This is a genomic window from Holophaga foetida DSM 6591 (assembly GCF_000242615.2).
GTDB lineage: Bacteria > Acidobacteriota > Holophagae > Holophagales > Holophagaceae > Holophaga > Holophaga foetida.
In genome coordinates, this window is sequence record NZ_KI912268.1 from 968,665 (window position 1) to 989,434 (window position 20,770).

The following is a 20,770-nucleotide window of genomic DNA, read 5'->3' on the forward strand; positions in this document are numbered from 1 at the left end:
CAGAGAAGTCTACCTGGGCGCCTGGGGCTGGTTCAGCAAGGGAGAGGGGGTGTTCACACCCCGCCAAGCGGGGGTGCCGAATCAGGAAAAGCATGTTGGCCGGGGATGAACAGGATGCACGGGGATAAAAGAGGGTGCGGCAATTTCCCAGGAGGGATGCCTTCATCCCCGTCCATCCCCGTTCATCCCCGGCCCCTACTCTTTTTTCCCCGGCGTTCCTTGGATGAGATTCGGCCTGATGCCCGTTCACAGCCCTTCCCCCCACGAATTGCTCCATTCCAGAAAGTCCCCGTACCGGGCCTGGGCCAGGGCCTTCCAGTCCGGCTCCACTTCTGCCTCCAGCAGCCCCTTCAGGGGGCCGTAAAGGGAGCTGAAGCTGGCGCGATCGCTGCCCTGCTGCCGTTCGACCCAGTCCTCCAGATCGCCGCCGTCCTTTGCCGATTCCTCCAGGACGCCCTCGATGGGCATGAGGGTCCAGCGGGGCTCCAGGAGGGCCTCCCGCACCCACTCACCCAGGCAATCCCGGGCCGCAGCCTGATCCACCTCGGGGAGATCCGCGTGCCAGGCCTGGGCCGCGTCATCGCAGCAGGACAGGATCCGGGCCCGATGAGGGCCGCTTTTCAGCCCCGCCGCCGCCAGAAGGAGCTGATCGAACCAGGCCCGCAGCATCTCCCGGCGGTCCTTGACCTCGGGGCCCTTCTTCCCCGGAGCCTTCCGCTCCGAGAGCAGGAGGCTTCCCTCAGCCCACTGGGGCTCGGTCTGCCCCTCCAGCACCAGGGTCACGGTGCGACCTCCCAGCTCCAGGGGCCAGGAGATGGCGGGGTGGGCCTCGGCGGCCAGGGTGCCCCGGGAGCGGTCCGAACCGAAGCGATGGACCACCGCTTCAGTTCCGGGCGTCAGCAGGGAGCGCCAGCCCTCGATCAGGGTCAAGGCCTTGCGGCGATCCCCCTCCCCCAGGAAGCCCGCCGGGGCCTTCACCGCCTCCCGCAGGCCCCAGACCCGCGCTTCGTAGGCCTCCTCAAGATCGAGCCCGCCCTGGAGGCTCTCCCAGAAAAGCTCCCGCACCAGGCCCCGTTGGGCCAGGAAGTCCGCCTCGAAGGGCTCCTCCGCCAGATCGGCGGGATCCCCCTCGGCCTCGCCGCGCAGACCCAGGCGAAGCTTGGCGCCGCCCTGGATCTGGCACTCCAGCCACTTCCGCAGATCCCCGGCCCGCAGGAGGATACGATCGCCGTGGTCCCGCCCCGCGCTTCCCAAGGGGCCGCAGAAGTGGAGGCGCTCCTGCAGGGCCGCCAGAGATGGGCCGGACAGCCCCCAGCGGCGCGGATCCTCCGGCAGCTCGGGGCGGCCCGCCCGCGCCCGCAAAGCCTGTCCCAGAATCATCGCCTCGGCCTCGGCCCGGCCCTCGGGGGTGTGGAGGGCCGGATGTTCCGGATCATGGCGGTGGAGCGGGGGATGGACCCAGAGGGCCTTCCAGCCCTCCTCCCCCAGGCTGGGCCGCAGGATGTCCCGCAGGTCCAGGATCAGGGGGCTGGGCTGAAGCTCCTCGCCCGAGAGGGGATCCCGGCAGGTGTAGCTCAGCACCAGGCGCTCCCGGGCCGAGCCCAGGGTCTCCAGGAAGAGGTAGCGGTCCTGCTCGCTGCGGCTCACATCCCCTGGGATGCGGCGGAAGCCCTTCAGGTCCAGAGGGTCCTTGATATCGCCGCCCGGAAACACCCCCTCCCCCATGCCCAGACAGAAGACGGCCTTGAAGGGCACCCCCCGGAGGGCGGCGTGGGAGGCCACCACCACCCCCTTGCCGTAGGGGCCCAGGGCCTCCTGGGTGAGCCCCTGGAAGGCCTCCTCCGCCAGGGCCAGGGCCTCCCGGCCCCCGATGGCGGGGGCTGCAATGCCCGGGAGTTCCAGGGCCTCCAGGCGTTCCAGGGCCTTCAACAGTTCCGCCATGGCCCGGTGATCGCTCTCCTCCCCCCGCCCCTCGGGCTGGCCCAGGTAGGCCTGGAGAAGGCTTCGGAAGGCGGCGCACCAGGCCGCTGGCGTCTGATGCAGCGAGCGCAGGCGCCGCAGGTCCCCCAGGAGGGCCCGGAGGAGGTGGGCCAGATCGGCGGCACCCTCCGGGAGGGGAGCGGAAGGCAGGCCGTGTTCCCCCAGGGGCAGCGCCCCCTCCCCCAGGAAGGCCCCCAGGGCGGCCCGCTGGAGGCCCCGTTCCCAGGTCCAGAGGCCCCCCTCCAGGTAGGTGCCCTCGGTTTCACCGGCGTCGAGACGGGCCACGATCCCCGCCCGCTCGCAGAAGTCCGGCAGCTCGTCCAGGGCCAGGTCCGGCCAGCGACGCCGGAAGGCCGGGTGGCCCAGGGCCCGCAGGATCTCGGCCCGGTTGAGATCGCCAAAGGCCAGGCGCAGGAGGAGCAGCGAGCCCTCCACCAACTCCTTCACCCGCTGAGGCCCCTCGTCCGCCAGTCGCCAGGGGATCTCGTGGGCCCCGGAAAAGGCCCCCCGCAGGGCATCGAGATAGTCGGCCTTGACCCCCTCGGGCAGCACCACCGCTACGTCGGAGAAGCGGATCGCCCCCTCGTGGCGCCTCAGGGTCTCCCAGATCTCGTCGGCCACGGCCTCGGCCTCGCGGCGGGGGCTGGTGCAGGCCAGGATACGCAGGGTGTCGTCCGCTTCCAGGCGATCCGTGGGCGCCAGGGTCAGGATCTCGTCCTGGAGGGCCTGGAGCAGACCACGCCCCTCGGACTCCACGCCCTCCATGTCCAGGTTCCAGTCCACCAGTTCACAGAGCTGGCAGACGTGCTCCCGGCCGGGCTTGCCCCAGCGCTGGAGCGCCAGCGGGGCGCGGGTGTCCAGGGCCAGGGGGTCCTCCCCCTGCCCTCCCCCCCAGTCCCGGCGGAGTTCGCTCCACTCCTCCTGGCAGGGGTTGTGGACGTAGAGGTGGACGTTGAAGCCCTCACTGCGCTGCCCCAGGCGATGGAAGGCCCGGTGGTAGGCCAGGGCCATGGGGCCGGGGCCGAAGAGGAAGATCTCCTCGGGAAAGGCCGCCGCGTCGAAGAGGGGGTCCGCGAAGAACTCCGGGAGGCTGAGCCAGCGCTCCGGCAGCGCAGACAGACGTCCCTTGAGGCCCTTCCACAGGCTGCGTTGCCAGACCTCCAGCCCCGCAGGCGCCCCCTGGGCGACTTCCAGGCCGTCAGCCCAGCCCTGGACCCAGCCGGGACGGCCCAGGAGGTAGGCCTCGAAGAGCCGGGCCATGGCCCCGGAGAACTGGAGGGCCTTGAGGCCCCGGGGCTCGCCCTGGAGGTAGGCCCGGACGGGCCCCAGTTCGGGCTGGGCCAGGAAGTCCGGATCCTGGAGCAGCCCCAGCAGGAGGCCGTGAAGGGAGGCGCGATCCAGGAGCTTCACCCCTTCCGGGAGGAAGCGCCGCCAAAAGCCCTCCAGGTAGTTCATCCGCAGGTTGGCCACCACCTTCAGCTCGCTGAGGGCCAGCCCGCTCTCCACGAACTGCCGCACCCCCGGGTTGGGCAGCACCAGGTGGGCGGCCTCCCAGGGCCCCCGCCGTGCGCGGAAATCCGCCAGGTCCCCAGCCAGGAGGGAGAGGAGCCGCTCAGTGTGGTTGCTGAAGACGAGGTGGATCATGGCACTCCACTCTTACATGAAGCCCCGTCCCGTGGGAGCCGGAGCGGTGCGAAGTCCCCTATTGTCCGCCGGGACATGCGACAGAAGCTGTCATGAATCTGCTCGGGCGGGTAGGCAGATTCGCCGGATTGACGCGTTCAGAAGGTCCAGGGCAATCTGGAAAGGCTTGGCGGGTCCGCAAGTTCTTCCTCTCCTGTCGATGTACGAGTCTGGGATTCAACTCCGATCATCGGAGTGTGGGGGAGATGGGATGGACGGCGCAGGGAAGCACGGTGGACAATTCGGTTCTTCTGGAAGCAACCAAGGAGAAGATGGTTGCTGAAATCAATACGGCTCTGGAAACGGCCTTCGGGCAGATCCACGCCTTGAACGCGGCCGGGCACACCCTGGCGAACAAGGTCGAGATCATGAAGGTGCTGTATGCCCTGAACGACCGCTTCCTCGAGATCGTCACGCCCTGTCTTGATGGCGTGAAGCTCAGGTGCCGGAAGGGCTGCGCCCACTGTTGCGAGTTCCGGGTCGAGGCCCTCCCCATGGAAGCCCTCCGCATTGCAGAGCATCTGCGCAGCCTGGGGGACGAGGCTCTCCGTGAGTGGATCCTGAAGCTGGAAGCCCACGCAGACTACGCGAAGGGCCGATCGGAAAGGAACTACCAGAGGAAGTGCACCTTCATGGACCAGGAGGGAGCCTGCCGGATCTATGAGGTGCGCCCCTTCAAATGCCGGGTCTACCACTCGCTGGATGACGAAGCCTGCCGAGTCCACCGCAAGAACTACAAGATAGGACTGCTGGGCCAGCTCGAGTCCATGGTGGTCCAGAGCACCGTCGAGCTGTTCGCAAAGGAGGGCCTCTCGATGGCTCCGGCGGAACTGGGCCAGTCGGTCCTGACGGCCCTGAATGCCCCCGACGCCGAAGCGGCTTGGCTTATGCGGAATAACTTTTTATCGATCCAGTAGAGTAACTACAAGAATCCGGAGTTCCCTGGGCTGGATACATAATATCGGAAGGGTTGGGCATAGAACCTCTTGCTGACAATTCCACCATCCGTGGCGGTGATGACGACTGCAATGAGTCGGTTTTCCGCATATGGCTCGCCTCCTGCATTTCTTCGCGCTTTTCCCTCTGAAACATAGACAGGGAGCTGCTTTTCATAGCGGCTAAGAGAGGAAGTCCGCTCACCCTCAGAATCAATCGTCTAACACCTCGCCATGGAACTCCTGCTCCGCCCGCGTGGCGAAAGGGACCCAGAGAAACCCACCCTCCACCCGGTAAAAGATCCGGACGCAGGGAGGCACCACCAATTCCCGCTCCGGGCGCTCCGGTGCCTCCGGGATCCGCCTTCCAGATGCCGGAAAAGCCGCTACCCGCTCCAGCGCGGCTTCGATGGTCTCTGAAAGCTTGTCCGCCGCTTCCAGGTTGTCCTGGGCGATGAAACCCAGGATCTCGTCCAACCGCCGGGAGGCTGTGAGAGTGAGATGCAGCTTCAGCGCCGCCATTTTCGAAGCTCAGTCTTGGCTTCTTCCCAACTTAGGGTCCGCCCTTCCGCGATGTCCCGCTCGCCGTCCTCGATCCCTCGCAGGATCTCGAAACGCCGCGTAATCGCCTCATAGCTCGCCACGTCCAGCAGGACAGCCGCAGCCCGTCCATGCTCCGTGATGATGACCGGGGATCGGTCCTGGCGCAGGGCATCCAGAATCCTACCCCCATTGCGTTTCATATCTGTGATGGGAACCAGTCGTGGGATCATGGGCACACCCCTTAGCACTATAGTTTGCACCCTTTTTAGCACCCTTCAACCCCCTTACTTTCCCTCCGGAGGGGGCTGACCCGGAAGCCTTGTCATTTCCTGAACGTGAAGTACACCGCCCCCACCAGGCACAGCCCGGCCCAGGCGTGGTTGAGGGTCAGCCTGCCCCGCATGTAGAAGACGGTGAAGACGGCGAAGACGCAGAGGGTCACGACCTCCTGGATGACTTTGAGCTGGGGGAGGCTGTAGCGGCCGAAGCCGATGCGGTTGGCGGGCACCATGAGGACGTATTCGAAGAAGGCGATGCCCCAGCTGGCTAGGATGGCCAGGATCAGGGGGGCGTCGCGCTGGCTCTTGAGGTGCCCGTACCAGGCGAAGGTCATGAAGATGTTGGAGACCACCAGGAGGGCGATGGGGGTCCAGGTCCGGAAGCTCATGGCTGTGGCTCCGGAGGGGGCGGAACCGCGACAGATGGCTCGGCAACCGGCTCCGCTTCAACTGTGACAGGAGCCAGCCGCCGCTTGGGGCGGGGCTTGGGGCGGAAGGCCGCCATCCGGAAGGTGTCCGTGTGCAGACGCCCATCCAGGGTCGCCTGGATGCGCTGCTGCCGCAGCCTGGCCAAGGAATTCGCCTGCTGGCCGATCCGGACCACCCGGATCTCGCGATCACCGGATCTTTTCCGCCAGTTGTTCTCCGTCCAGAGAGCCTCCACCTTGACCTCCGCCAGGCGGGCTCCCGCTCCGTCCTTGACCCAGGTCGCCATGAGGGCGACGCTGTCCCGGCTGTCCCCGGCCTGCTCCGGCATGGAGCCCGGGTCGTAGGTCCGGTCCTGGTTGCTGATGAAATTGCCCAAGGAGTACGCCACAGCCCCCTTCCGCCCCCCCGCCTCCACCCAGGCCAGGGGCTGGAGGACGTGGGGATGGTGGCCAAGGATGAGGTCTGCCCCGGCCTCCACCAGACGGCTGGCGATCTCCCGTTGCCTTTGGGAGGGCTGGTGCTGGTATTCGTTGCCCCAATGGAGGCTCAGCACCAGGGCGTCCACCTGGGGGCGCAGGCGCCGGACGGTCTCCACCAGCCGATCCTCGTCCAGGGCGCTGACCCAGGGCCCGCTCTCCTGGCGGTTGAGCCTGCTGTTGAAGACATCCGTGGCCCCCAGGAAGCCGATCCGAAGGCCGTTCCTTTCGAGAATGCAGGGTGAGTCCGCCTCGGCGCGGCTCATACCGCTGCCCAGGGCATGGAGGCCCTGCTGACGGAGACGTTCCAGAGTCTCCACAAGCCCCTTGGGACCCTGGTCATAGGCATGGTTGTTGGCCGTGGCCAGGATATGGAAACCACTCTGCTTGAGGGCCGGGACCAGGACTTCGGGGGCGTTGAACAGAAAGGGGCGGCCAGGCCCCCCGCTGCGGGGCGCCACAGGCGTCTCAAGATTGCCGAAAACCAGATCGGCCTTCTGGAAGAGGGGAGCCAGGTCCCGCCAAAGGTCCGGAAAGCCCCCGGGAGCGTCCTGGGCGGACGCCTTGACGTCCTGGTGCATCATGATGTCCCCGACAGCCACCAGTCGCAGCTCAACAGGAGCGGCCGGAGAGGCAGGAGGCGGGGCCGCCTTGCGCTGACACCCCAGGGCGAGGAATAGCCCAGTCGCGAACAGTACAGCCCGGCGCATCAGGCGGCGGGTCCGTAGAAGATTTCCACAGGTAGGCCCGGCAGATCCGACCGCAGGCGCTCGGCCAGGGCATCCATGGTCGCCGCTCCCAAGGGCCTGGATGCCAGTTCCGGCGTGGGCCGCGCCACGGTATAGACCTGGAGCCCCTGAAGCCTCCCGCCCGAGCGCAACTCACGGATCCGCTCCACATAAGTCGCCAGTTCCTCCTCCGAAGGCCCCCTTCCCTGCCACTCCTGAAAAAGGGTCTGGATGAAGACCGGCCAGCGGGAGACAGCAAAGCTCAGGTTCTCCAGGACCCGTGCAAAGGGCACCGCGGAGCGGTTGAAGGTGCGATAGGAGGCTTCCGTGCCCGCATCCAGCTTGGCCCAAATCTCGCCGCCATGGGCCATCAGGAGATCGATGCCCTCCACCACCTCCGGATCCTGGAGACAGGTGGCATTGGTGATGAGCACCAGCTTGACCTCGTCCATCCCCCGGGCCCGCTTCAGGGCCGCCAGACGCTCCACGCAGGCGCGGAAGCCCCTGGAGGTGGTGGGCTCCCCGTCCCCGGAGAAGGCGATATCGTTGAGGCGGCGATGCTCCGGAAGGGCGGAGCTGAAGGGAAAGGTCCCGAAGAGCTCACCGGAAGCCACCAGATCCAGGAGGGCCGCCATTTCCTGCTCCAGCTGGTCCAGGTCCACGTCCTTGCGACGGATCGGGGCGTTCCGATCCACCTCGCAGTAGACGCAATGGAAGTTGCAGACCTTGTCGGGGTTCAGGTTCACCCCCAGGCTCACGCCCTTGCTGCGCCGGGAGATGACGGGATAGCAGTAATCGAAGTGGCACCAGCTGCGCCGATGATCCAGATGTGCTTTGACAAGGGCCGACATGGGTACTCCACAGGCCCTTCAGGATACCGGAGAAAACGGGGCGTTCAGTTCGAGAGCCACGGATCGCGTTTCCCCCCGGGGAGAAAAGCATGGCAGAGCCCTGAACGCCTGCAACAGGGCTTCAGCCGGAGTCGCGGCGAGAAAGGCGCAGGGCGGCCTCATCCGACAGTTTCTGCCCTCTCCCCCAGCAAGGGATACCGGTCCAGGGGCTCGAACCTGGGGCCGATCCACTCGAAGAGGGTGAGGTTCCGCACCTCGAACTCCAGGCTCAGATCAAGGCGGGAAAGGATGCGGACCGCATCAAGCTGGCTCTCGGGGGTCAGGTCGGCCTGGGCCAGGGTGAGGTGGGGGGTCCAGGCGTCGGGGGCATGATGGGGATCCAGGCGGCCCCCCCGGGTTCCCACGGATTCCCACATCTCCCGGTGGAAGTCCGTCAGGGCCCGGGAACGGACCACGGGGAGGTAGATCACCGGATGGGGCTGGAAGAAGAGCCCGAGGCCCGAGGTCCGCAGGGTGATGGGACCCAGGCGCTCCACACAGGCCTCCAGTTCGTTCCGGAAATGGCCGTGGTCCAACCCTGAATAGCCCAGAAGGGTGACATGGGGGAAAGGCACCCTGCGCAGCCCCTGGAGCCCCAACTCCCGCTCCAGCAGATCCCACCACCCGCGCACGACAGTGGCGGCGGGTTCGTGAAGGAGCATCGCGAGGAGAGGCATGTCGACATGATAGATCAGCCGCCTAGGTTCAAGGTTCCCGGAATGGACCCAGCCAGATCCCCGGGCCCAGGCTGGCATCAAGGGGATTCCCATATTCTGATCATTGCATCGGCCACCCCCAACGGGACTCATCCCGCCACGTTGGGGTACAAAACCAAATCATTTGCCTATATTGATCAGTGATTTTCCAATCATGGCCCCGCACCGCCCAAGGAGTCGCACAACCATGAAGAAGCTATTCACACTCTCGATCACCCTTCTCCTCGCCGCCTGCGGCCATCGCAGCACCAAGCCCCAGGAGTCCGTCAAAAAAAACAGCCAACTCCCCCAGGGTGCCCCAGTGGAGCCTCCGGCACCCAGGCCCATCATCACGGATGACCAGATCACCCGCCATATCCTGTACGAGAGGGAAATGATGCCCGTGGCCGGAATCGTCGTGGAGGTGAGCCTGATGGCCATGAAGAAGTCCAGGGGCGATCAGAAGCAGATCGAGACCGAAGTGGCCAAGGACCCGCGGGTCAAACGGGTGGCGGACGCGGAGGCATCGGCCATCGCCAAGTCCGGGATTTCCAGGGCGGAGAACCAGGAGATCTCTCGGATCATCGCCGACTACATCCCTGGGGTGGTCACGGGTGACGCAGAAACAAGGAAAAGGGCACGCGAAGCCTTCCAGTCGAAGTACAGCCCTGAGGCTCTGGAGACCATGGACAAACGGCAGCCGGAGCTGGCCAGGCTCCAGAACGAAATGCTGGCGGCCGCCTTCAATCCGGGCAAGAGGAACTGAAGGCCCGGATCATCCGGGCACGCACCGGGCCATCGCCTGACCCATCTCTGCGGGATTCTCCACCAGGGTCGCTCCGGCCAGCCGAAGAACCTCCACCTTTTCCGCTGCGGTCCCCTTGCCCCCGGAGATGATGGCTCCGGCGTGGCCCATGCGACGCCCTGGCGGGGCCGTCTGTCCGGCGATGAAAGCCACCACGGGCTTGGTGACATGGGCGCGGATGAAGGCTGCGGCGTCCTCCTCGGCGCTGCCCCCGATCTCCCCGATCAGGACGATGCCCTGGGTTCCGGGATCCTCCTGGAAGAGCACCAGGGCATCCACGAAACTGGTGCCACTGATCGGATCCCCCCCGATGCCGATGCAGGTGCTCTGCCCGATGCCCAGCGCCGTCAACTGGCCCACGGCCTCGTAGGTCAGGGTCCCGGAGCGGCTGACCACCCCAATGGGCCCGGGACGGTGGATGCGGCCCGGCATGATGCCGATCTTGGCCTGACCGGGGGTGATGATCCCGGGGCAGTTGGGCCCGATGAGGCGGGAGAGGGGGTAGTCCATGAGCACCCGCTTGACTCGCACCATGTCCAGCACCGGGATGCCCTCGGTGATGCATACGATGAGCTCGATGCCCGCCTCCAGGGACTCCAGAATGGCGTCCGCTGCCCCCAGCGGCGGCACGAAGATCATGGAGGCATTGGCGCCAGCCTTCTCCCGGGCCTCATGCACGGTATCGAAGATGGGAAAGCCCTCCACCTCCGATCCCCCCCGATCCGGCGACACGCCGCCCACCACCTGGGTGCCGTAGTCCCGGCAGCCCTTGGCGTGGAAGAGACCTTCCCGGCCCGTAATGCCCTGCACGATCAGGCGGGTGTGATGGCCGACCAGGACGCTCATGCCAGTCTCCTCAAGCGATGGATGCCACGACGATCCGGGCGGCGGCGCCCAGATCCTCCGCAACCCTCAGATCCAGGCCGCTCTCGGCCAGCAGGTGGCGCCCTTCATCCGCATTGGTGCCCTCCAGGCGCACCACCACCGGCACATGGATATCCATCTCCCGGGCCGCTTTGATGATGCCCCGAGCCACGAGATCGCAGCGAACAATGCCCCCGAAGATGTTCACCAGAACGGCCTTCACCGCCCTGTCCCGCAGAATGATCCCGAAGGCGTTCTTCACCGCCTCCTCCGAGGCCCCGCCGCCCACATCGAGGAAGTTGGCAGGCTCTCCCCCGCAGAGTTTGATGATGTCCATGGTGGCCATGGCCAGTCCTGCCCCGTTCACCATGCAGCCGATGGTGCCATCCAACTTGATGAAGTTGAGGCCGTAGCGGCTGGCCTCCACCTCCTCCGGGGACTCCTCGTGGGGATCGCGGTAGATCGCCAGCTCGGGATGCCTCGCCATGGCGTTGTCATCCAGGGAGATCTTGGCATCCAAGGCCAGGAGCTCACCGGACTTCGTGACCACCAGCGGATTGATTTCCACCAGAGAACAGTCATTTTTAATAAACAAATTATAAACATTCAAAAGAAACACCTGAAACTGCCGGAAAACCTCGCCGTGGAAGCCCAGTGCTGCGGCCACATCCCGGGCGTGGTGGGGCCCGATGCCCGTGGCGGGATCGATGGCCAGTCGGAAGAGCTTCTGGGGCGCTTCGGCCGCCACCTGCTCGATCTCCATGCCTCCCTCGGTGGAGGCGAGGAGGGCCACCCGGGAACTGCCGCGGTCCACCAGGAGGCTCAGGTAGAGCTCCCGGTCGATCGCCACGGCCTCCGAGAGGTAGACGGCCCGGACCACCCGCCCCTTGGGGCCGGTCTGGGGCGTCACCAGGGTCATGCCCATCATCCGGTCGAACCACGCGGCCGCCTCGGCAGGGTTCTCGGCCAGCTTCACGCCACCGCCCTTTCCCCGGCCTCCGGCATGGATCTGGGCCTTCACCACGGCCCTGCCTCCGAAGGATTCCGCGATGGCGGACGCTTCCACAGCGTCCGCCGGGAGCCCGCCCCGGGGAATGGCCACGCCATGGGCCGCCAGAAGCTCCTTGGCCTGCCACTCGTGAATGTTCATCCCACCCTCCCCAGGATCTGGGATGCCGATCCGGACAGTGTCGTGCATCGGATTCTGACAAGAGGCCACCCAGTGGACTAGAATCAACTCGTTTCCCCCATGGAGAAAACATGGCCCAGCTGGACAAGCTTCTCATCCACATCCTGCCCAAGGGCGCAGAAGCCCTGCGTCTGGAAGCGAACAAACCTCCCATGCTCCATATGCCATCGGGCATCCAGTCCCCCCTCCTGGCCAACCCCGTCCCCGCCACCATGCTCGAACTCCTGGCCCGGGAAGTGGTGCCTGCGGCAGAACTCGCTTCCTGGCAGACGACGGGCGAAGCTGCGTTCGACTACATCACGGGCAGCCAGACCTTTCGCATCCAGCTGGGACGCACCCCCCTCGGGACTTTCATCCAGGCTGCTCCTGTCACCGAGTCCATCCCAGTGACCCAAGCATCTGTGCCACCCCCGGCCCCAGCGCCTGCCCCCCTCCCCTCTCCCACTCCAGCCAAAACCCAGCCGGAGTGCGGCACCCACCCCCTGGCGGAGCGCCTTTTCCAAGCCCTTCTCAACCACAAGGGCTCGGACCTTCATTGCAGCTCCTTCGAGGCCCCCATCATCCGAGTCGATGGGGACATGGAGGATCTGATGGACTTCGGAATCCTGAGCCCCACCCAGCTCCTGGAAATGATGGAAGCCGTCGCTCCCGGTCCCGCATGGCAGCGATTCATGGACCTGAATGACACGGATTTCGCCTACCCATTCAAAAGCGGCAACTGCCGTCTTCGAGTCAACTACTTCATGGACCGTGTGGGACCTGGACTGGTCTGTCGCGTCATCCCCAATGAAATTCCCGACCCGGACCGCCTCGGGCTGCCTGAGCACATCCGTAACCTCGCGGACCTGGCCAAGGGCCTGGTGCTGGTGACCGGCCCCACGGGTTCCGGCAAGTCCACCACCCTGGCCGCCATCATCGATCTGGTCAACCAGCGCCGCCGGGACCACATCCTCACCATTGAGGACCCCATCGAGTTCGTCCACCCCCGCAAGAACTGCCTCGTCAACCAGCGTGAGGTGGGTACCCACACCGAGAGCTTCAAGAGCGGCCTGCGGGCGGCCCTTCGCGAGGACCCAGATGTCGTCCTCGTGGGCGAGATGCGGGATCTGGAAACCATCGCCATTGCCCTGGAGACCGCCATCACGGGCCATCTGGTCTTCGGCACCCTCCACACCAACAGCGCCATCGGCACCATCGACCGCATCGTGGACCAGTTCCCGGCGGATCGGCAGCAGCAGATCCGGATCATGCTGGCGGACTGCCTCAAGGCCTGCATCAGCCAGTCCCTGCTGAAGAAGAGAACCGGAGGCAGAGTGGCGGCCATCGAAAGCCTCTTCATCACCCCCGCCATCGCCAGTCTCATCCGTGATGGCAAGACCTTCCAGATCGTTTCGGCCATGCAGACCGGCCGGGCCTACGGCCAGAAGCTCATGAACGACGCCCTGGTAGACCTGATCCACAGCAACACCATCGACACCGCTGAAGCCTACATGAAGTGCCCCGACAAAGAGAGCTTCATCGCCACCCTCAAGCGGAACAACATTAACTGGGATCCCAGGGGGGGCGAGTAACCAATCAGGGGCCGTCGCGGAACAACCCGAACTGCACGGGGTATTCCGCGACGGCCCCTGATGCCGCTCCTGTGAATGTTGGTTCTGGTTATTTCTGGACAGCGACTTACGCTCTGACTGCCCAGCGGAGCTTGGCCGGGGCCGAACGAGGGTTGGCCCGGCGCTCCTCCGCCGAAGGCCGGATGGGCTCGGGCGCAACGTCCCGATAGAGGCCCTCCCGGAGCCCTGCCTGGAAGGCCTTCTTCACCCGCCGATCCTCCCCGGAGTGGAAGGTCAGGATCGCCACCCGGCCACCGGGCTTGAGGCAGGTGGGGAGGAGGGAGAGGAACTGCTCCAGCACCGTGAATTCGTCGTTCACGGCGATGCGCAGGGCCTGGAAGGTGCGCTGGAGGACCTTGCGCATCTCCACCTGCTGGTCTTCCACCGGGAACTCGTCCTGAAGGGTCTGGCGGACCAGCTTGGCCAGCTGGGTGGTGGTGGCGATGTCCTGCCCGTGAAGGACCTCCGCCAGGACCTCCGCATAGGGTTCATCCGAGTTTTCGGTGAGCAGCTCCGCCAAGTCTTCCTGGGAGATTGTTCGCAGCAGGGCCGAGGCGGGCTGACCTCGCCGGGGATTCAGCCGGAGATCCAGGGGCCCCTCGGCCTTGTAGGTGAACCCCCGGGAAGGGTTGTCGATCTGCATCGAGGAGACCCCGAGGTCCGCCAGGACGAAGTCAAAACCACCGCCGATCTCAGCGGGAAGGTGCACGATCCCCGCGAAGTTCATCCTACGGACGGTGAGGATGTCCTCTCCGAATCCCAGGGCCCTTAGCCTTGCCTCGGTGCGGGGCAGTTCCAGGGGGTCCACATCGATCCCGAAGAGCCGCCCACCGGGGCTGAGGCGCCCAAGAAGCTCCTGGGTGTGCCCCCCGAAACCCAGGGTGGCATCCAGGCCGATCTCCCCGGGCCTGGGATCCAGCACCTCCAGGATCTCCTGCACACAGATGGAGCGATGCGTCCCGGCCGGGGTGTGCCCCCGCTCCATCACCTTCTGCAGTTCCTCAGCATGGCTGGCGGGATCCAGCTCCTTGTACTTGTCCTCGAAGCGACGAGGGTGGGTGCCCTTGTAGCGCGGCCGTCGTTTGTGCGGTTGGCTTTCGTCCACCATAGATCTGGCTATCCCCCCAGGACCTCCAGGTCCACCTCTCCATCTTGCACGAAAAGCCGGGCCCGGCAGCGCTGGGCCGGAAGACTGAAGACCAGTTCCTCCAGGCTTGGCCCCCCACCCTGGAGCTGGGCCAGGAGCTCCAGCGGATCGTGGTTGAAGAACACGATCCGATCGATGGGCTCCGGTGATTCCATCAGTTCTCCGGCGTAACCGAAGTAGCTGATGAGGTCAGCGGCGATCCCCCCCATGAGTTCATCACCCCTTTCCCCGAAGAGGGCGAGGACGAAATCCCGCTGGAGCAGGGTGAGATCCTCGGCAGTCCGGCCTTCGATATACAAGGCAAATGCCTCGAAGAGCCTTGATGCGGGCATCTCCAGGGCCTCCTGGACGAGCCCGAACCAGGGCACGGCCCTGCCCTGGTTGTAGAAGGCATCACAGCCCAGGGCGATCTGCCCGGCCCGGGCCAGATCCTCTGGCGGAAAGCCGGGCGTGGCGAGGACGCTGTAGGGATTGCAGGCCTCGTATTCCAGTCCCAGGCTCGAGGCGGTCTCCGCCAGGCGGGTGCCCGGAAGCACCGAAAGCCGGAAGACGTCCAGATGGTTAGGCACCAGGCTCATGGCGAAGTCCAGACTGGCGCAGAATCCCTCCAGGGAGTCGCCGGGCAGCCCGTAGATCAGGTCGAAGCCGTAGGGAACCCCAGCCTGATGCAGCAGGAGGAGCTTGGATTCGAAGTCCTCCGGATCAAAGCTGCGGTTGATCTGCTGGAGCACCTCGTTCCGCGCGCTCTGGAGGCCGATCTGAAGGGTGCAGCGGATCCCCGCGAAGAGCTCGGCCATCTCCTGATCGATGAACTCGCTGCGGATCTCGAAGAAGAAGTGGATGTGGGGGGCCCGTTCCGCAATGAGGCGCAGGATCGCCTTGGCCTGGGGCTTGTGGAAGTTGAAGGTGGGGTCCAGGACGAAGACTTCGCCGATCCCGCTGGCGGCGAGGACCGAGAGTTCGGCCTCGACACGCTCCATGGGGATCCGGCGGATGCCCGCGGTGCCCCGGGATTCGAAGCAGAAGTCGCACTTGAAGGGACAGCCCCGGGAGAGTTCCCAGAGGGCCCCGGTATAGTTCCGCAGGTCCAGGGTTCCGTCCAGGTAGGGGGATGGCAGTGCGGCCAGGTCCGGCACCGGCGCGGGCTTGAAGGAAACCGGGAGTTCCTCGCCACCCAGGAGCCTTCCCATGGCCTCCTGGATGAGCGCCTCACCCTCCCCGGGCAGCACGAAATCGATGGCGGGAGCTGCCAATATCCCCTCCAGATCCGCCGTGGCCTCGGCCCCACCGGCGAAGAGGACGAGGCCAGGCTTCCGGGCCTTCAGGATCGCCGCGATCTCCAGGAAGAGAGTCCGGTTCCAGACGTAGATGGAGAGCCCCACGGCCTCCGGGTCCGAGGCCAGGATCAGCTCAGCACATTCGCGGGCGGGCTGGGCCAGAAAGAGGTCCAGAACCAGGGTCTCGACTGTAGGCAGGGACTGTTTGAGCACCGAGGCGAGCATGGCAGGCCCCAGGGGCACGGCCCGGGGAGATGGTTCTATGTGAAGGGCCGCCAGCACGAGCTTCATGATTCCGCCTTACAGCGATCCTAACCGCTTCGGCATCGGAACCCGGTGTGGACGGGATCCCTCCCGGCGATTTCCTTGACAAGTCACCATACGGTGACTTATGGTCGAGACACGGAGATGCCCATGTCAACCCGAGCCAAGAAAAGCCCTCCTCGTGCTCGAGACGCGGAAGCCACCCGTGCCCTGATCCTTGAAGCGGTGGGGCGCCTGCTGGTCCGAGAGGGCTTCGGCGCCCTGGGGGTGAATGCTGTCGCCAGGGAAGCGGGTGTAGACAAGGTCCTCATCTACCGGTACTTCGGCGGCATGGATGCCCTGCTGGAGGCCTGGGGGGAGGATCCCAACTTCTGGCCCACCGTGGCGGAAACCCTGGGGGAAGAGCCAGAGCAGGATGCCGCCAACCTTGCTTCCGGCATGCTTAAACGGCACATCCAGGCCCTTCGCAAGCGTCCCCAGACCCTTGAGGTGCTGGCCTGGGAGGCCACGACCCGCCATCCCTTGACCAGCATTCTGGCGCGGATCCGCGAAACCCGATCCGAGGAATTGATGGCTGCTCTCCCCACCGGCATGTTCTCCCCGGAAGTCGATCTGCCGGCCCTCTCCGCCATCATCGGCGCAGGCCTGCAGCACCTCCTGCTCCGCTCCCGCACGGTGAATGTCTTCAGTGGCATTCCCATCAGCTCTCCCGAGGGATGGCAGCGGCTGGAGGCCACCCTGGATGTTCTCTGTGAGCGGATATTCCCAGTCGAACCACGCACGCATCGGGGCGCCAAATAAGCCTTGCAGTCCGGTTTGTTCCGCCACGGATCCTCGCACCACTCACGTGAATGCCTGTTCATGCACTTGATGGACCGTGATCTGGCCCTTGCTGCCCTCCTCCTTCACAGGCCCCGTCGCAGGCCAAATGTCACCAATTGGTGACTCACCAGAAAGGGAATCCCAATGTCCCGTCGCACCACCACGCTACTCCTGAGCCTCGGCCTGACCCTGTCGGCCCAAGCGCCACCAACCCCGCTCTCATGGAGCACGGAGGTCGATGTGCTGCCTGTGGCAACCGGAGGCTGGTATGGCTCCCTTGCCGCAGGAAGGGGCCATTGGCGGTTCCGCGGCGTGGTGGCGGAGGTCCATTTGCCCGATACCTTTGCACCCAAGGGCTGGGAAGGGGCACGCACCCAGGCGACAGCACTCCTCGTGGATCATTTCTTGCGCCCCGGCTTTGTCGGCCCATGGATCGGCGGCGGGGTTGAGCGGTGGGACGAGCGTTTGCGAGCGGAAGGTCGGCAGGAAAGAGTGCGACTCCAGAGTATCCAAGCCACCCTTGGTGGCGGCTGGGTCTTCGAACTGGGGCGGGGATTCACCTTGAATCCGTGGTGCGCCCTGCACCAGCGAGTCGCTGGAGACAGAAAGGCCATCGCAGGCGGCAGGGTCTGCCGACCAGAGCCTCTCCAGGCCGAAGCCTCCATCAAGCTGGGCTATTCATGGCACTAGGTTCCCAGATCAACGGGGACATAGCCATTGGATTTATCGATTGTTGGCAATCCTTTTCCCCTGAATCCCCTTCATCCTGGCCACTGCTCTTCTTTTCATTTTTTGCCAGGATAAAGGGTATAAACAGGATGGAAACCATCCAACAAAACATTGGCATCCTCAACCATCCATGGACGCCATCCCGATCCGGGGTTCACTTCTTCTTTTTGGCAGGCATTAAAGGTGTTTTTACAGCAGGTGCCAGCAATTTGCTGTCCATGACCCCTCCTCCTCGCGTCGCTCCGTGGACCACGGGAGGCTTGGCTTTTTTGGGTTTCTTATCGTTGGACATAGGTCCTCTTGGGCGACACCGGTCCGCATAGGATCAGGTCTTTCCCCATCATGGGCGCAATGCCTTCCCGTTCCCGGATTTCTTCGGTTTTATTCCAGCGTCGCCTACTTGCTCCGCTCCAGCAGCACTTCCGGGATTTCCACCAGGAGCTTGCGGATGCCTGCATCACCTTGAACCCCGGCGAGGGCCTCCACGGCGGCCCGGCTGGCGGCCTGAGCCAGGGCGCGGGTCTCGGAGAGGGCATCGTGCTTCTGGATGAGGCTCCGGAGTTCGGCCTCGTCGGCCAGGGAGATGGGAGCGGATTCCCCGGCGGCCCAGATGCGCTCCACAATGGCCCTGGCTTCGGGAACCCGCTCCAACAGGGTGAGCATGGGGAGGGTCAGCTTGCCTTCCCGCAGATCCGAGAAGGCGGGCTTGCCGAGCTGTTCGCTGGTGGCGGTGTAGTCCAGAAGGTCATCGACCAGCTGGAAGGCCCGCCCGACCTCCAGGCCATAGTGGCGCATGGCCTCGCAATCAGCCTGGGAACGCTGCGCCAGTACAGCTCCGGACTCCGTGCAGCCCGAGAAGAGGAGGGCCGTCTTACGCTCCTGGATGTCGAAGTAGTCCTGCCGGGAGGTGTCCATGCGGAAGAGCACATGGTTCTGGATCAGCTCACCCTCGATCATGCGGGTGGTGACTTCTGCGAAGATCTCCATCATCCGCCAGGACCTGGCCTGGATGGCACTGGACATGGAGTGGAGATAGAGCAGGTCTCCGAAAAGCACCGTCAAGGTGTTGCCCCAGAGGGCATTGAGGGTGGGCTTGGAACGCCGGAGCTCGGCGTGGTCGATCACATCGTCGTGGATCAGGGTTGCGGTGTGGACCAGCTCGAAGACCGCCCCGAAACGCACGTCCAGATCCGAGTCATGCCCGCAGAAACGGCTCGAAAGCAGCACCAGGGCGGGACGCAGGCGCTTGCCCTGTCCTTCCCGGATGTGGTCCGCCAGCTTCTGCACCAGGGGCACGTCGCTCTGCAACGTGCGCTTGAGCTCCTCCTCCACCGCCGAGAGCCTCGACTGAATGGGGGCGAAGTAGCGGGCAAGGCTGATTCTCTTCATCACTAGCTTCGGAAGTTGGTGAACTGGAGCTCCAGCCCCTGGTCGTTCTTCTTGAGGAGGGCCATGCACTCCTGGAGGTCATCCTTGCTCTTGCCGGTGACCCGCACCTGATCTCCCTGGATGGAGGCCTGGACCTTGAGCTTGGCATCCTTGATGACCTTCACCAGGGCCTTGGCCTTGTCGCCGGGAACCCCTTGGAGGATCTTGATCTCCTGGCGCACGGTCCCCTTGGTGGCGGGCTCGACCTTGCCGTATTCCAGGTTCTTGATGCTCACGCCCCGCTTGAAGAGCTTGGACTGTAGCACGTCGATGACGGCCGTGAGCCTCGCCTCGTCATCGCTCTTGAGGGCGAGGACGCTGTCGTCCTTGAGCTCGATGTCGGAGATGGAGCCCTTGAAGTCATAGCGCTGGGCGATCTCCTTCATGGCCTGGACGATGGAGTTTTTCACCTCGTCCATGTTCACCTTGGATACGACATCAAACGAGCATTCACTGGCCATGCGGTCCTCCCTAGCGTCTGGATGGATCTAATCTACCAGGGAAGCGTGCCGGAATGCCTCCCAGCCCTCCCATAGGGTGAGACGGAGGAAGGCCGCCAGCACCAGGGCATGGGTGACGCCGCCGGAACGCATGCGATCCCGCCACTCCTCCCAGCGGTAGGCCCAGACCCGCAGCTCCTCCGAGGGGTCCAGGTCCAGGGGAGCCACGGAGCGGCACCCCAGGGCCAGGAAGAAGTGGCAGCGATTGTTCTGAACCGCAGGATTGGGTTCGCAGAAGCCCAGGCTGACCCAGCGCTCCGAGGCGTAGCCGGTCTCTTCCAGCAGTTCCCGCTGGGCGGAGCAGAGGGGTTCCTCCCCCGCCTCGCAGACCCCCCCGATGATCTCCTGGGTAGAGGCGTCGATGCCATGCCGGAACTGCTCCACCACCAGCAATTCCCCCTCCTCGGTGAAGGCGATGACATTGACCCAGTCCGGGCAGATGAGCCGGGTGAAGACATGTTCCCGGGAAGTGTGGGGCGAACTGCGCCGGGCGGCGATCTGGCTGAAGAGCCTGGATTCGGCGGTGGTCTTCGAATCGCGCTCCTCCCATGGGGTCTCAGGATCGAAGCCGGGGGAGTGGGTGGCAAGCAGTCGCATCCCTTGACTTTAACGCCAATGCCCCTCCGGCATCCAAGTCAGCACGGGAGCTGGTTCATGAAGGTAAGCATCCGAATGCATCGCTTGACGGACGGCCGGGAGGTGCTTCGCTGCCGCGAGGCCATCTGCAGCTACTGCCCGGTTCGCCGGGAGGCTTTGAAGTGCAGATTGCGCAGTGACATCGCCCTGGTTTTTGACCGCGAAGAGGAGCAGGAAGAACCGAAAGAGGCCCCCGAAGACAAGGCATAGCCTTTTTCCAGCGGCAGGTTGGTGCTATGGTTCGGCCATGCGCCCCTTATTTACCGCAGCCATCCTGGCCCTCCTGACCGCCTGCAGCTCCGAGGATCCCCGTCTCCCTCAGAAGCTCTACGACGACGCCGTGGCCATGAGCCAGCAGGGCAGGCTCCTGGAAGCCAAGACCATGATGGAAGAGCTTTCGGCCAAGTACCCGGACACCCCTGCGGGCCAGCATGCCCACCAGGACGTCTTCCTGATCGAGATCCAGGTAAAGCGGGAACTGGAGGAGCGCCAGAGGCAGGTTCGCAGCATCATGAAGCGCACTACCGACGCCCTCATCCGCTACCGGGAGAAGCACGGCGAGTACCCCACGGAGCTGAAAGTCTTGGCCCCGGACTACCTGGAGCAGGTGCCGGAAACGCCCTGGGGACACCCCTTCCACTACCGGGCCTTCGTTTCGCGCCCCACGGAAGAGGTCCGCCACGGCCGCAACACCGCCATGCGCTTCAACACCAAGCTGGATTCCTACTTCCTGGTCTGCCTGGGCACCGATCTCCAGCCCGAGGGCCAGGATATGGCCACCGACATCAAGATCTACAACGGCGTGCCATACAGCGAGAAGCTTCTTCCCACCATCCCCCTGCCCCAGCCCGTGAGATGAGCC

Annotated in this window: 21 protein-coding genes; 7 read left to right on the plus strand and 14 right to left on the minus strand. The window is 64.9% G+C overall.

Annotated features, from left to right (window positions below):
• Positions 1 to 246 precede the first annotated feature (246 nt).
• Positions 247 to 3,624 (minus strand): exodeoxyribonuclease V subunit gamma, encoded by a 3,378-nt coding sequence (locus HOLFODRAFT_RS0204205; RefSeq protein ID WP_005032390.1) that lies wholly within the window; start codon positions 3,622 to 3,624, stop codon positions 247 to 249.
• 311 nt (positions 3,625 to 3,935) lie between these two features.
• On the opposite strand from HOLFODRAFT_RS0204205, the gene HOLFODRAFT_RS22580 reads away from it, so the two are divergent.
• Positions 3,936 to 4,580, plus strand: a complete 645-nt coding sequence (locus HOLFODRAFT_RS22580) for a YkgJ family cysteine cluster protein (RefSeq protein ID WP_158412913.1) — start codon at positions 3,936 to 3,938, stop codon at positions 4,578 to 4,580.
• Positions 4,581 to 4,811: 231 nt separating this feature from the next.
• On the opposite strand, the gene HOLFODRAFT_RS0204215 is transcribed toward HOLFODRAFT_RS22580, so the two are convergent.
• From HOLFODRAFT_RS0204215 to HOLFODRAFT_RS0204240, 6 genes are all read right to left on the minus strand, one after another.
• Positions 4,812 to 5,120 (minus strand): type II toxin-antitoxin system RelE/ParE family toxin, encoded by a 309-nt coding sequence (locus tag HOLFODRAFT_RS0204215; protein WP_005032386.1) that lies wholly within the window; start codon positions 5,118 to 5,120, stop codon positions 4,812 to 4,814.
• Positions 5,108 to 5,371: a type II toxin-antitoxin system Phd/YefM family antitoxin gene (locus HOLFODRAFT_RS0204220; RefSeq protein ID WP_005032385.1), complete on the minus strand. Its 264-nt coding sequence runs from the start codon at positions 5,369 to 5,371 to the stop codon at positions 5,108 to 5,110. The genes HOLFODRAFT_RS0204215 and HOLFODRAFT_RS0204220 overlap by 13 nt, the downstream gene beginning before the upstream one ends.
• A gap of 92 nt (positions 5,372 to 5,463) precedes the next feature.
• Positions 5,464 to 5,808: a DMT family protein gene (locus HOLFODRAFT_RS0204225; protein WP_005032382.1), complete on the minus strand. Its 345-nt coding sequence runs from the start codon at positions 5,806 to 5,808 to the stop codon at positions 5,464 to 5,466.
• Entirely contained in the window at positions 5,805 to 7,034 is a 1,230-nt protein-coding gene (locus HOLFODRAFT_RS22585; RefSeq protein ID WP_005032380.1) for a CapA family protein, read from the minus strand. Before HOLFODRAFT_RS22585 ends, HOLFODRAFT_RS0204225 begins: the two co-directional genes overlap by 4 nt.
• Positions 7,034 to 7,903 carry a radical SAM protein gene (locus HOLFODRAFT_RS0204235; RefSeq protein WP_005032378.1) on the minus strand — a complete coding sequence of 290 codons (870 nt, stop codon included), beginning with the start codon at positions 7,901 to 7,903 and terminating at the stop codon, positions 7,034 to 7,036. Before HOLFODRAFT_RS0204235 ends, HOLFODRAFT_RS22585 begins: the two co-directional genes overlap by 1 nt.
• A 158-nt stretch (positions 7,904 to 8,061) precedes the next feature.
• Positions 8,062 to 8,619, minus strand: a complete 558-nt coding sequence (locus HOLFODRAFT_RS0204240; RefSeq protein ID WP_158412914.1) for a 2'-5' RNA ligase family protein — start codon at positions 8,617 to 8,619, stop codon at positions 8,062 to 8,064.
• 226 nt (positions 8,620 to 8,845) lie between these two features.
• On the opposite strand from HOLFODRAFT_RS0204240, the gene HOLFODRAFT_RS0204245 reads away from it, so the two are divergent.
• Positions 8,846 to 9,403: a hypothetical protein gene (locus HOLFODRAFT_RS0204245; RefSeq protein WP_005032375.1), complete on the plus strand. Its 558-nt coding sequence runs from the start codon at positions 8,846 to 8,848 to the stop codon at positions 9,401 to 9,403.
• Positions 9,404 to 9,412: 9 nt separating this feature from the next.
• Here HOLFODRAFT_RS0204245 and sucD read toward each other — a convergent pair whose 3' ends face one another.
• On the minus strand, positions 9,413 to 10,288 hold the full coding sequence (sucD, locus tag HOLFODRAFT_RS0204250) for a succinate--CoA ligase subunit alpha (protein ID WP_005032373.1): 876 nt from the start codon (positions 10,286 to 10,288) through the stop codon (positions 9,413 to 9,415).
• 10 nt (positions 10,289 to 10,298) lie between these two features.
• Complete coding sequence (sucC, locus tag HOLFODRAFT_RS0204255) at positions 10,299 to 11,456, minus strand: ADP-forming succinate--CoA ligase subunit beta (RefSeq protein ID WP_005032372.1); 1,158 nt, start codon at positions 11,454 to 11,456, stop codon at positions 10,299 to 10,301.
• A gap of 110 nt (positions 11,457 to 11,566) precedes the next feature.
• Here sucC and HOLFODRAFT_RS19255 point away from each other — a divergent pair, with 110 nt between their 5' ends.
• Positions 11,567 to 13,066: a type IV pilus twitching motility protein PilT gene (locus tag HOLFODRAFT_RS19255; RefSeq protein WP_005032371.1), complete on the plus strand. Its 1,500-nt coding sequence runs from the start codon at positions 11,567 to 11,569 to the stop codon at positions 13,064 to 13,066.
• Between the two features lie 106 nt (positions 13,067 to 13,172).
• Here the strand turns inward: HOLFODRAFT_RS19255 and rsmH are convergent, their stop codons facing one another.
• Both rsmH and HOLFODRAFT_RS19260 read right to left on the minus strand, forming a co-directional pair.
• Positions 13,173 to 14,213, minus strand: a complete 1,041-nt coding sequence (rsmH, locus tag HOLFODRAFT_RS0204265; protein WP_005032369.1) for a 16S rRNA (cytosine(1402)-N(4))-methyltransferase RsmH — start codon at positions 14,211 to 14,213, stop codon at positions 13,173 to 13,175.
• 8 nt (positions 14,214 to 14,221) lie between these two features.
• Complete coding sequence (locus tag HOLFODRAFT_RS19260; RefSeq protein ID WP_005032366.1) at positions 14,222 to 15,820, minus strand: B12-binding domain-containing radical SAM protein; 1,599 nt, start codon at positions 15,818 to 15,820, stop codon at positions 14,222 to 14,224.
• A 123-nt stretch (positions 15,821 to 15,943) separates the two neighbouring features.
• Between HOLFODRAFT_RS19260 and HOLFODRAFT_RS19265 the strand changes: the two genes are divergently transcribed.
• Together HOLFODRAFT_RS19265 and HOLFODRAFT_RS24770 are read left to right on the plus strand one after the other, a co-directional pair.
• Positions 15,944 to 16,594, plus strand: coding sequence for a TetR/AcrR family transcriptional regulator (locus tag HOLFODRAFT_RS19265; protein ID WP_005032364.1), 651 nt, complete (start codon positions 15,944 to 15,946; stop codon positions 16,592 to 16,594).
• 165 nt (positions 16,595 to 16,759) lie between these two features.
• On the plus strand, positions 16,760 to 17,305 hold the full coding sequence (locus HOLFODRAFT_RS24770; protein WP_005032361.1) for a hypothetical protein: 546 nt from the start codon (positions 16,760 to 16,762) through the stop codon (positions 17,303 to 17,305).
• A 435-nt stretch (positions 17,306 to 17,740) separates the two neighbouring features.
• Here the strand turns inward: HOLFODRAFT_RS24770 and HOLFODRAFT_RS19270 are convergent, their stop codons facing one another.
• From HOLFODRAFT_RS19270 to HOLFODRAFT_RS19275, 3 genes are read right to left on the minus strand one after another with little or no spacing between them, the layout of a single operon-like run.
• A complete protein-coding gene (locus HOLFODRAFT_RS19270; protein WP_005032359.1) occupies positions 17,741 to 18,733 on the minus strand; it encodes a polyprenyl synthetase family protein in 993 nt (330 codons plus the stop codon).
• A gap of 2 nt (positions 18,734 to 18,735) precedes the next feature.
• Complete coding sequence (locus HOLFODRAFT_RS0204290) at positions 18,736 to 19,233, minus strand: YajQ family cyclic di-GMP-binding protein (protein ID WP_005032357.1); 498 nt, start codon at positions 19,231 to 19,233, stop codon at positions 18,736 to 18,738.
• Positions 19,234 to 19,260: 27 nt separating this feature from the next.
• On the minus strand, positions 19,261 to 19,869 hold the full coding sequence (locus HOLFODRAFT_RS19275; protein ID WP_005032356.1) for an NUDIX hydrolase: 609 nt from the start codon (positions 19,867 to 19,869) through the stop codon (positions 19,261 to 19,263).
• 57 nt (positions 19,870 to 19,926) lie between these two features.
• Here HOLFODRAFT_RS19275 and HOLFODRAFT_RS0204300 point away from each other — a divergent pair, with 57 nt between their 5' ends.
• Both HOLFODRAFT_RS0204300 and HOLFODRAFT_RS19280 read left to right on the plus strand, forming a co-directional pair.
• Complete coding sequence (locus HOLFODRAFT_RS0204300) at positions 19,927 to 20,118, plus strand: hypothetical protein (RefSeq protein WP_005032354.1); 192 nt, start codon at positions 19,927 to 19,929, stop codon at positions 20,116 to 20,118.
• A gap of 37 nt (positions 20,119 to 20,155) precedes the next feature.
• A complete protein-coding gene (locus HOLFODRAFT_RS19280) occupies positions 20,156 to 20,767 on the plus strand; it encodes a hypothetical protein (RefSeq protein ID WP_005032351.1) in 612 nt (203 codons plus the stop codon).
• The last annotated feature ends 3 nt before the right edge of the window (positions 20,768 to 20,770 follow it).

What these genes read in the sequence shown, in the direction of transcription:
- HOLFODRAFT_RS0204215 (WP_005032386.1), bottom strand. Translation starts at nt 5,120, where the DNA reads ATGGCGGCGCTGAAGCTGCATCTCACTCTCACAGCCTCCCGGCGGTTG.
- HOLFODRAFT_RS24770 (WP_005032361.1), top strand. Translation starts at nt 16,760, where the DNA reads ATGTCCCGTCGCACCACCACGCTACTCCTGAGCCTCGGCCTGACCCTG.
- HOLFODRAFT_RS0204235 (WP_005032378.1), bottom strand. Translation starts at nt 7,903, where the DNA reads ATGTCGGCCCTTGTCAAAGCACATCTGGATCATCGGCGCAGCTGGTGC.
- HOLFODRAFT_RS22580 (WP_158412913.1), top strand. Translation starts at nt 3,936, where the DNA reads ATGGTTGCTGAAATCAATACGGCTCTGGAAACGGCCTTCGGGCAGATC.
- HOLFODRAFT_RS19260 (WP_005032366.1), bottom strand. Translation starts at nt 15,820, where the DNA reads ATGAAGCTCGTGCTGGCGGCCCTTCACATAGAACCATCTCCCCGGGCC.
- sucD (WP_005032373.1), bottom strand. Translation starts at nt 10,288, where the DNA reads ATGAGCGTCCTGGTCGGCCATCACACCCGCCTGATCGTGCAGGGCATT.
- HOLFODRAFT_RS19255 (WP_005032371.1), top strand. Translation starts at nt 11,567, where the DNA reads ATGGCCCAGCTGGACAAGCTTCTCATCCACATCCTGCCCAAGGGCGCA.
- HOLFODRAFT_RS0204245 (WP_005032375.1), top strand. Translation starts at nt 8,846, where the DNA reads ATGAAGAAGCTATTCACACTCTCGATCACCCTTCTCCTCGCCGCCTGC.
- HOLFODRAFT_RS0204300 (WP_005032354.1), top strand. Translation starts at nt 19,927, where the DNA reads ATGAAGGTAAGCATCCGAATGCATCGCTTGACGGACGGCCGGGAGGTG.
- HOLFODRAFT_RS19270 (WP_005032359.1), bottom strand. Translation starts at nt 18,733, where the DNA reads ATGAAGAGAATCAGCCTTGCCCGCTACTTCGCCCCCATTCAGTCGAGG.
- sucC (WP_005032372.1), bottom strand. Translation starts at nt 11,456, where the DNA reads ATGAACATTCACGAGTGGCAGGCCAAGGAGCTTCTGGCGGCCCATGGC.
- HOLFODRAFT_RS19265 (WP_005032364.1), top strand. Translation starts at nt 15,944, where the DNA reads ATGTCAACCCGAGCCAAGAAAAGCCCTCCTCGTGCTCGAGACGCGGAA.
- HOLFODRAFT_RS0204240 (WP_158412914.1), bottom strand. Translation starts at nt 8,619, where the DNA reads ATGCCTCTCCTCGCGATGCTCCTTCACGAACCCGCCGCCACTGTCGTG.
- HOLFODRAFT_RS0204205 (WP_005032390.1), bottom strand. Translation starts at nt 3,624, where the DNA reads ATGATCCACCTCGTCTTCAGCAACCACACTGAGCGGCTCCTCTCCCTC.
- HOLFODRAFT_RS0204225 (WP_005032382.1), bottom strand. Translation starts at nt 5,808, where the DNA reads ATGAGCTTCCGGACCTGGACCCCCATCGCCCTCCTGGTGGTCTCCAAC.
- HOLFODRAFT_RS22585 (WP_005032380.1), bottom strand. Translation starts at nt 7,034, where the DNA reads ATGCGCCGGGCTGTACTGTTCGCGACTGGGCTATTCCTCGCCCTGGGG.
- HOLFODRAFT_RS0204220 (WP_005032385.1), bottom strand. Translation starts at nt 5,371, where the DNA reads ATGATCCCACGACTGGTTCCCATCACAGATATGAAACGCAATGGGGGT.
- HOLFODRAFT_RS19280 (WP_005032351.1), top strand. Translation starts at nt 20,156, where the DNA reads ATGCGCCCCTTATTTACCGCAGCCATCCTGGCCCTCCTGACCGCCTGC.
- HOLFODRAFT_RS19275 (WP_005032356.1), bottom strand. Translation starts at nt 19,869, where the DNA reads ATGCGACTGCTTGCCACCCACTCCCCCGGCTTCGATCCTGAGACCCCA.
- HOLFODRAFT_RS0204290 (WP_005032357.1), bottom strand. Translation starts at nt 19,233, where the DNA reads ATGGCCAGTGAATGCTCGTTTGATGTCGTATCCAAGGTGAACATGGAC.
- rsmH (WP_005032369.1), bottom strand. Translation starts at nt 14,213, where the DNA reads ATGGTGGACGAAAGCCAACCGCACAAACGACGGCCGCGCTACAAGGGC.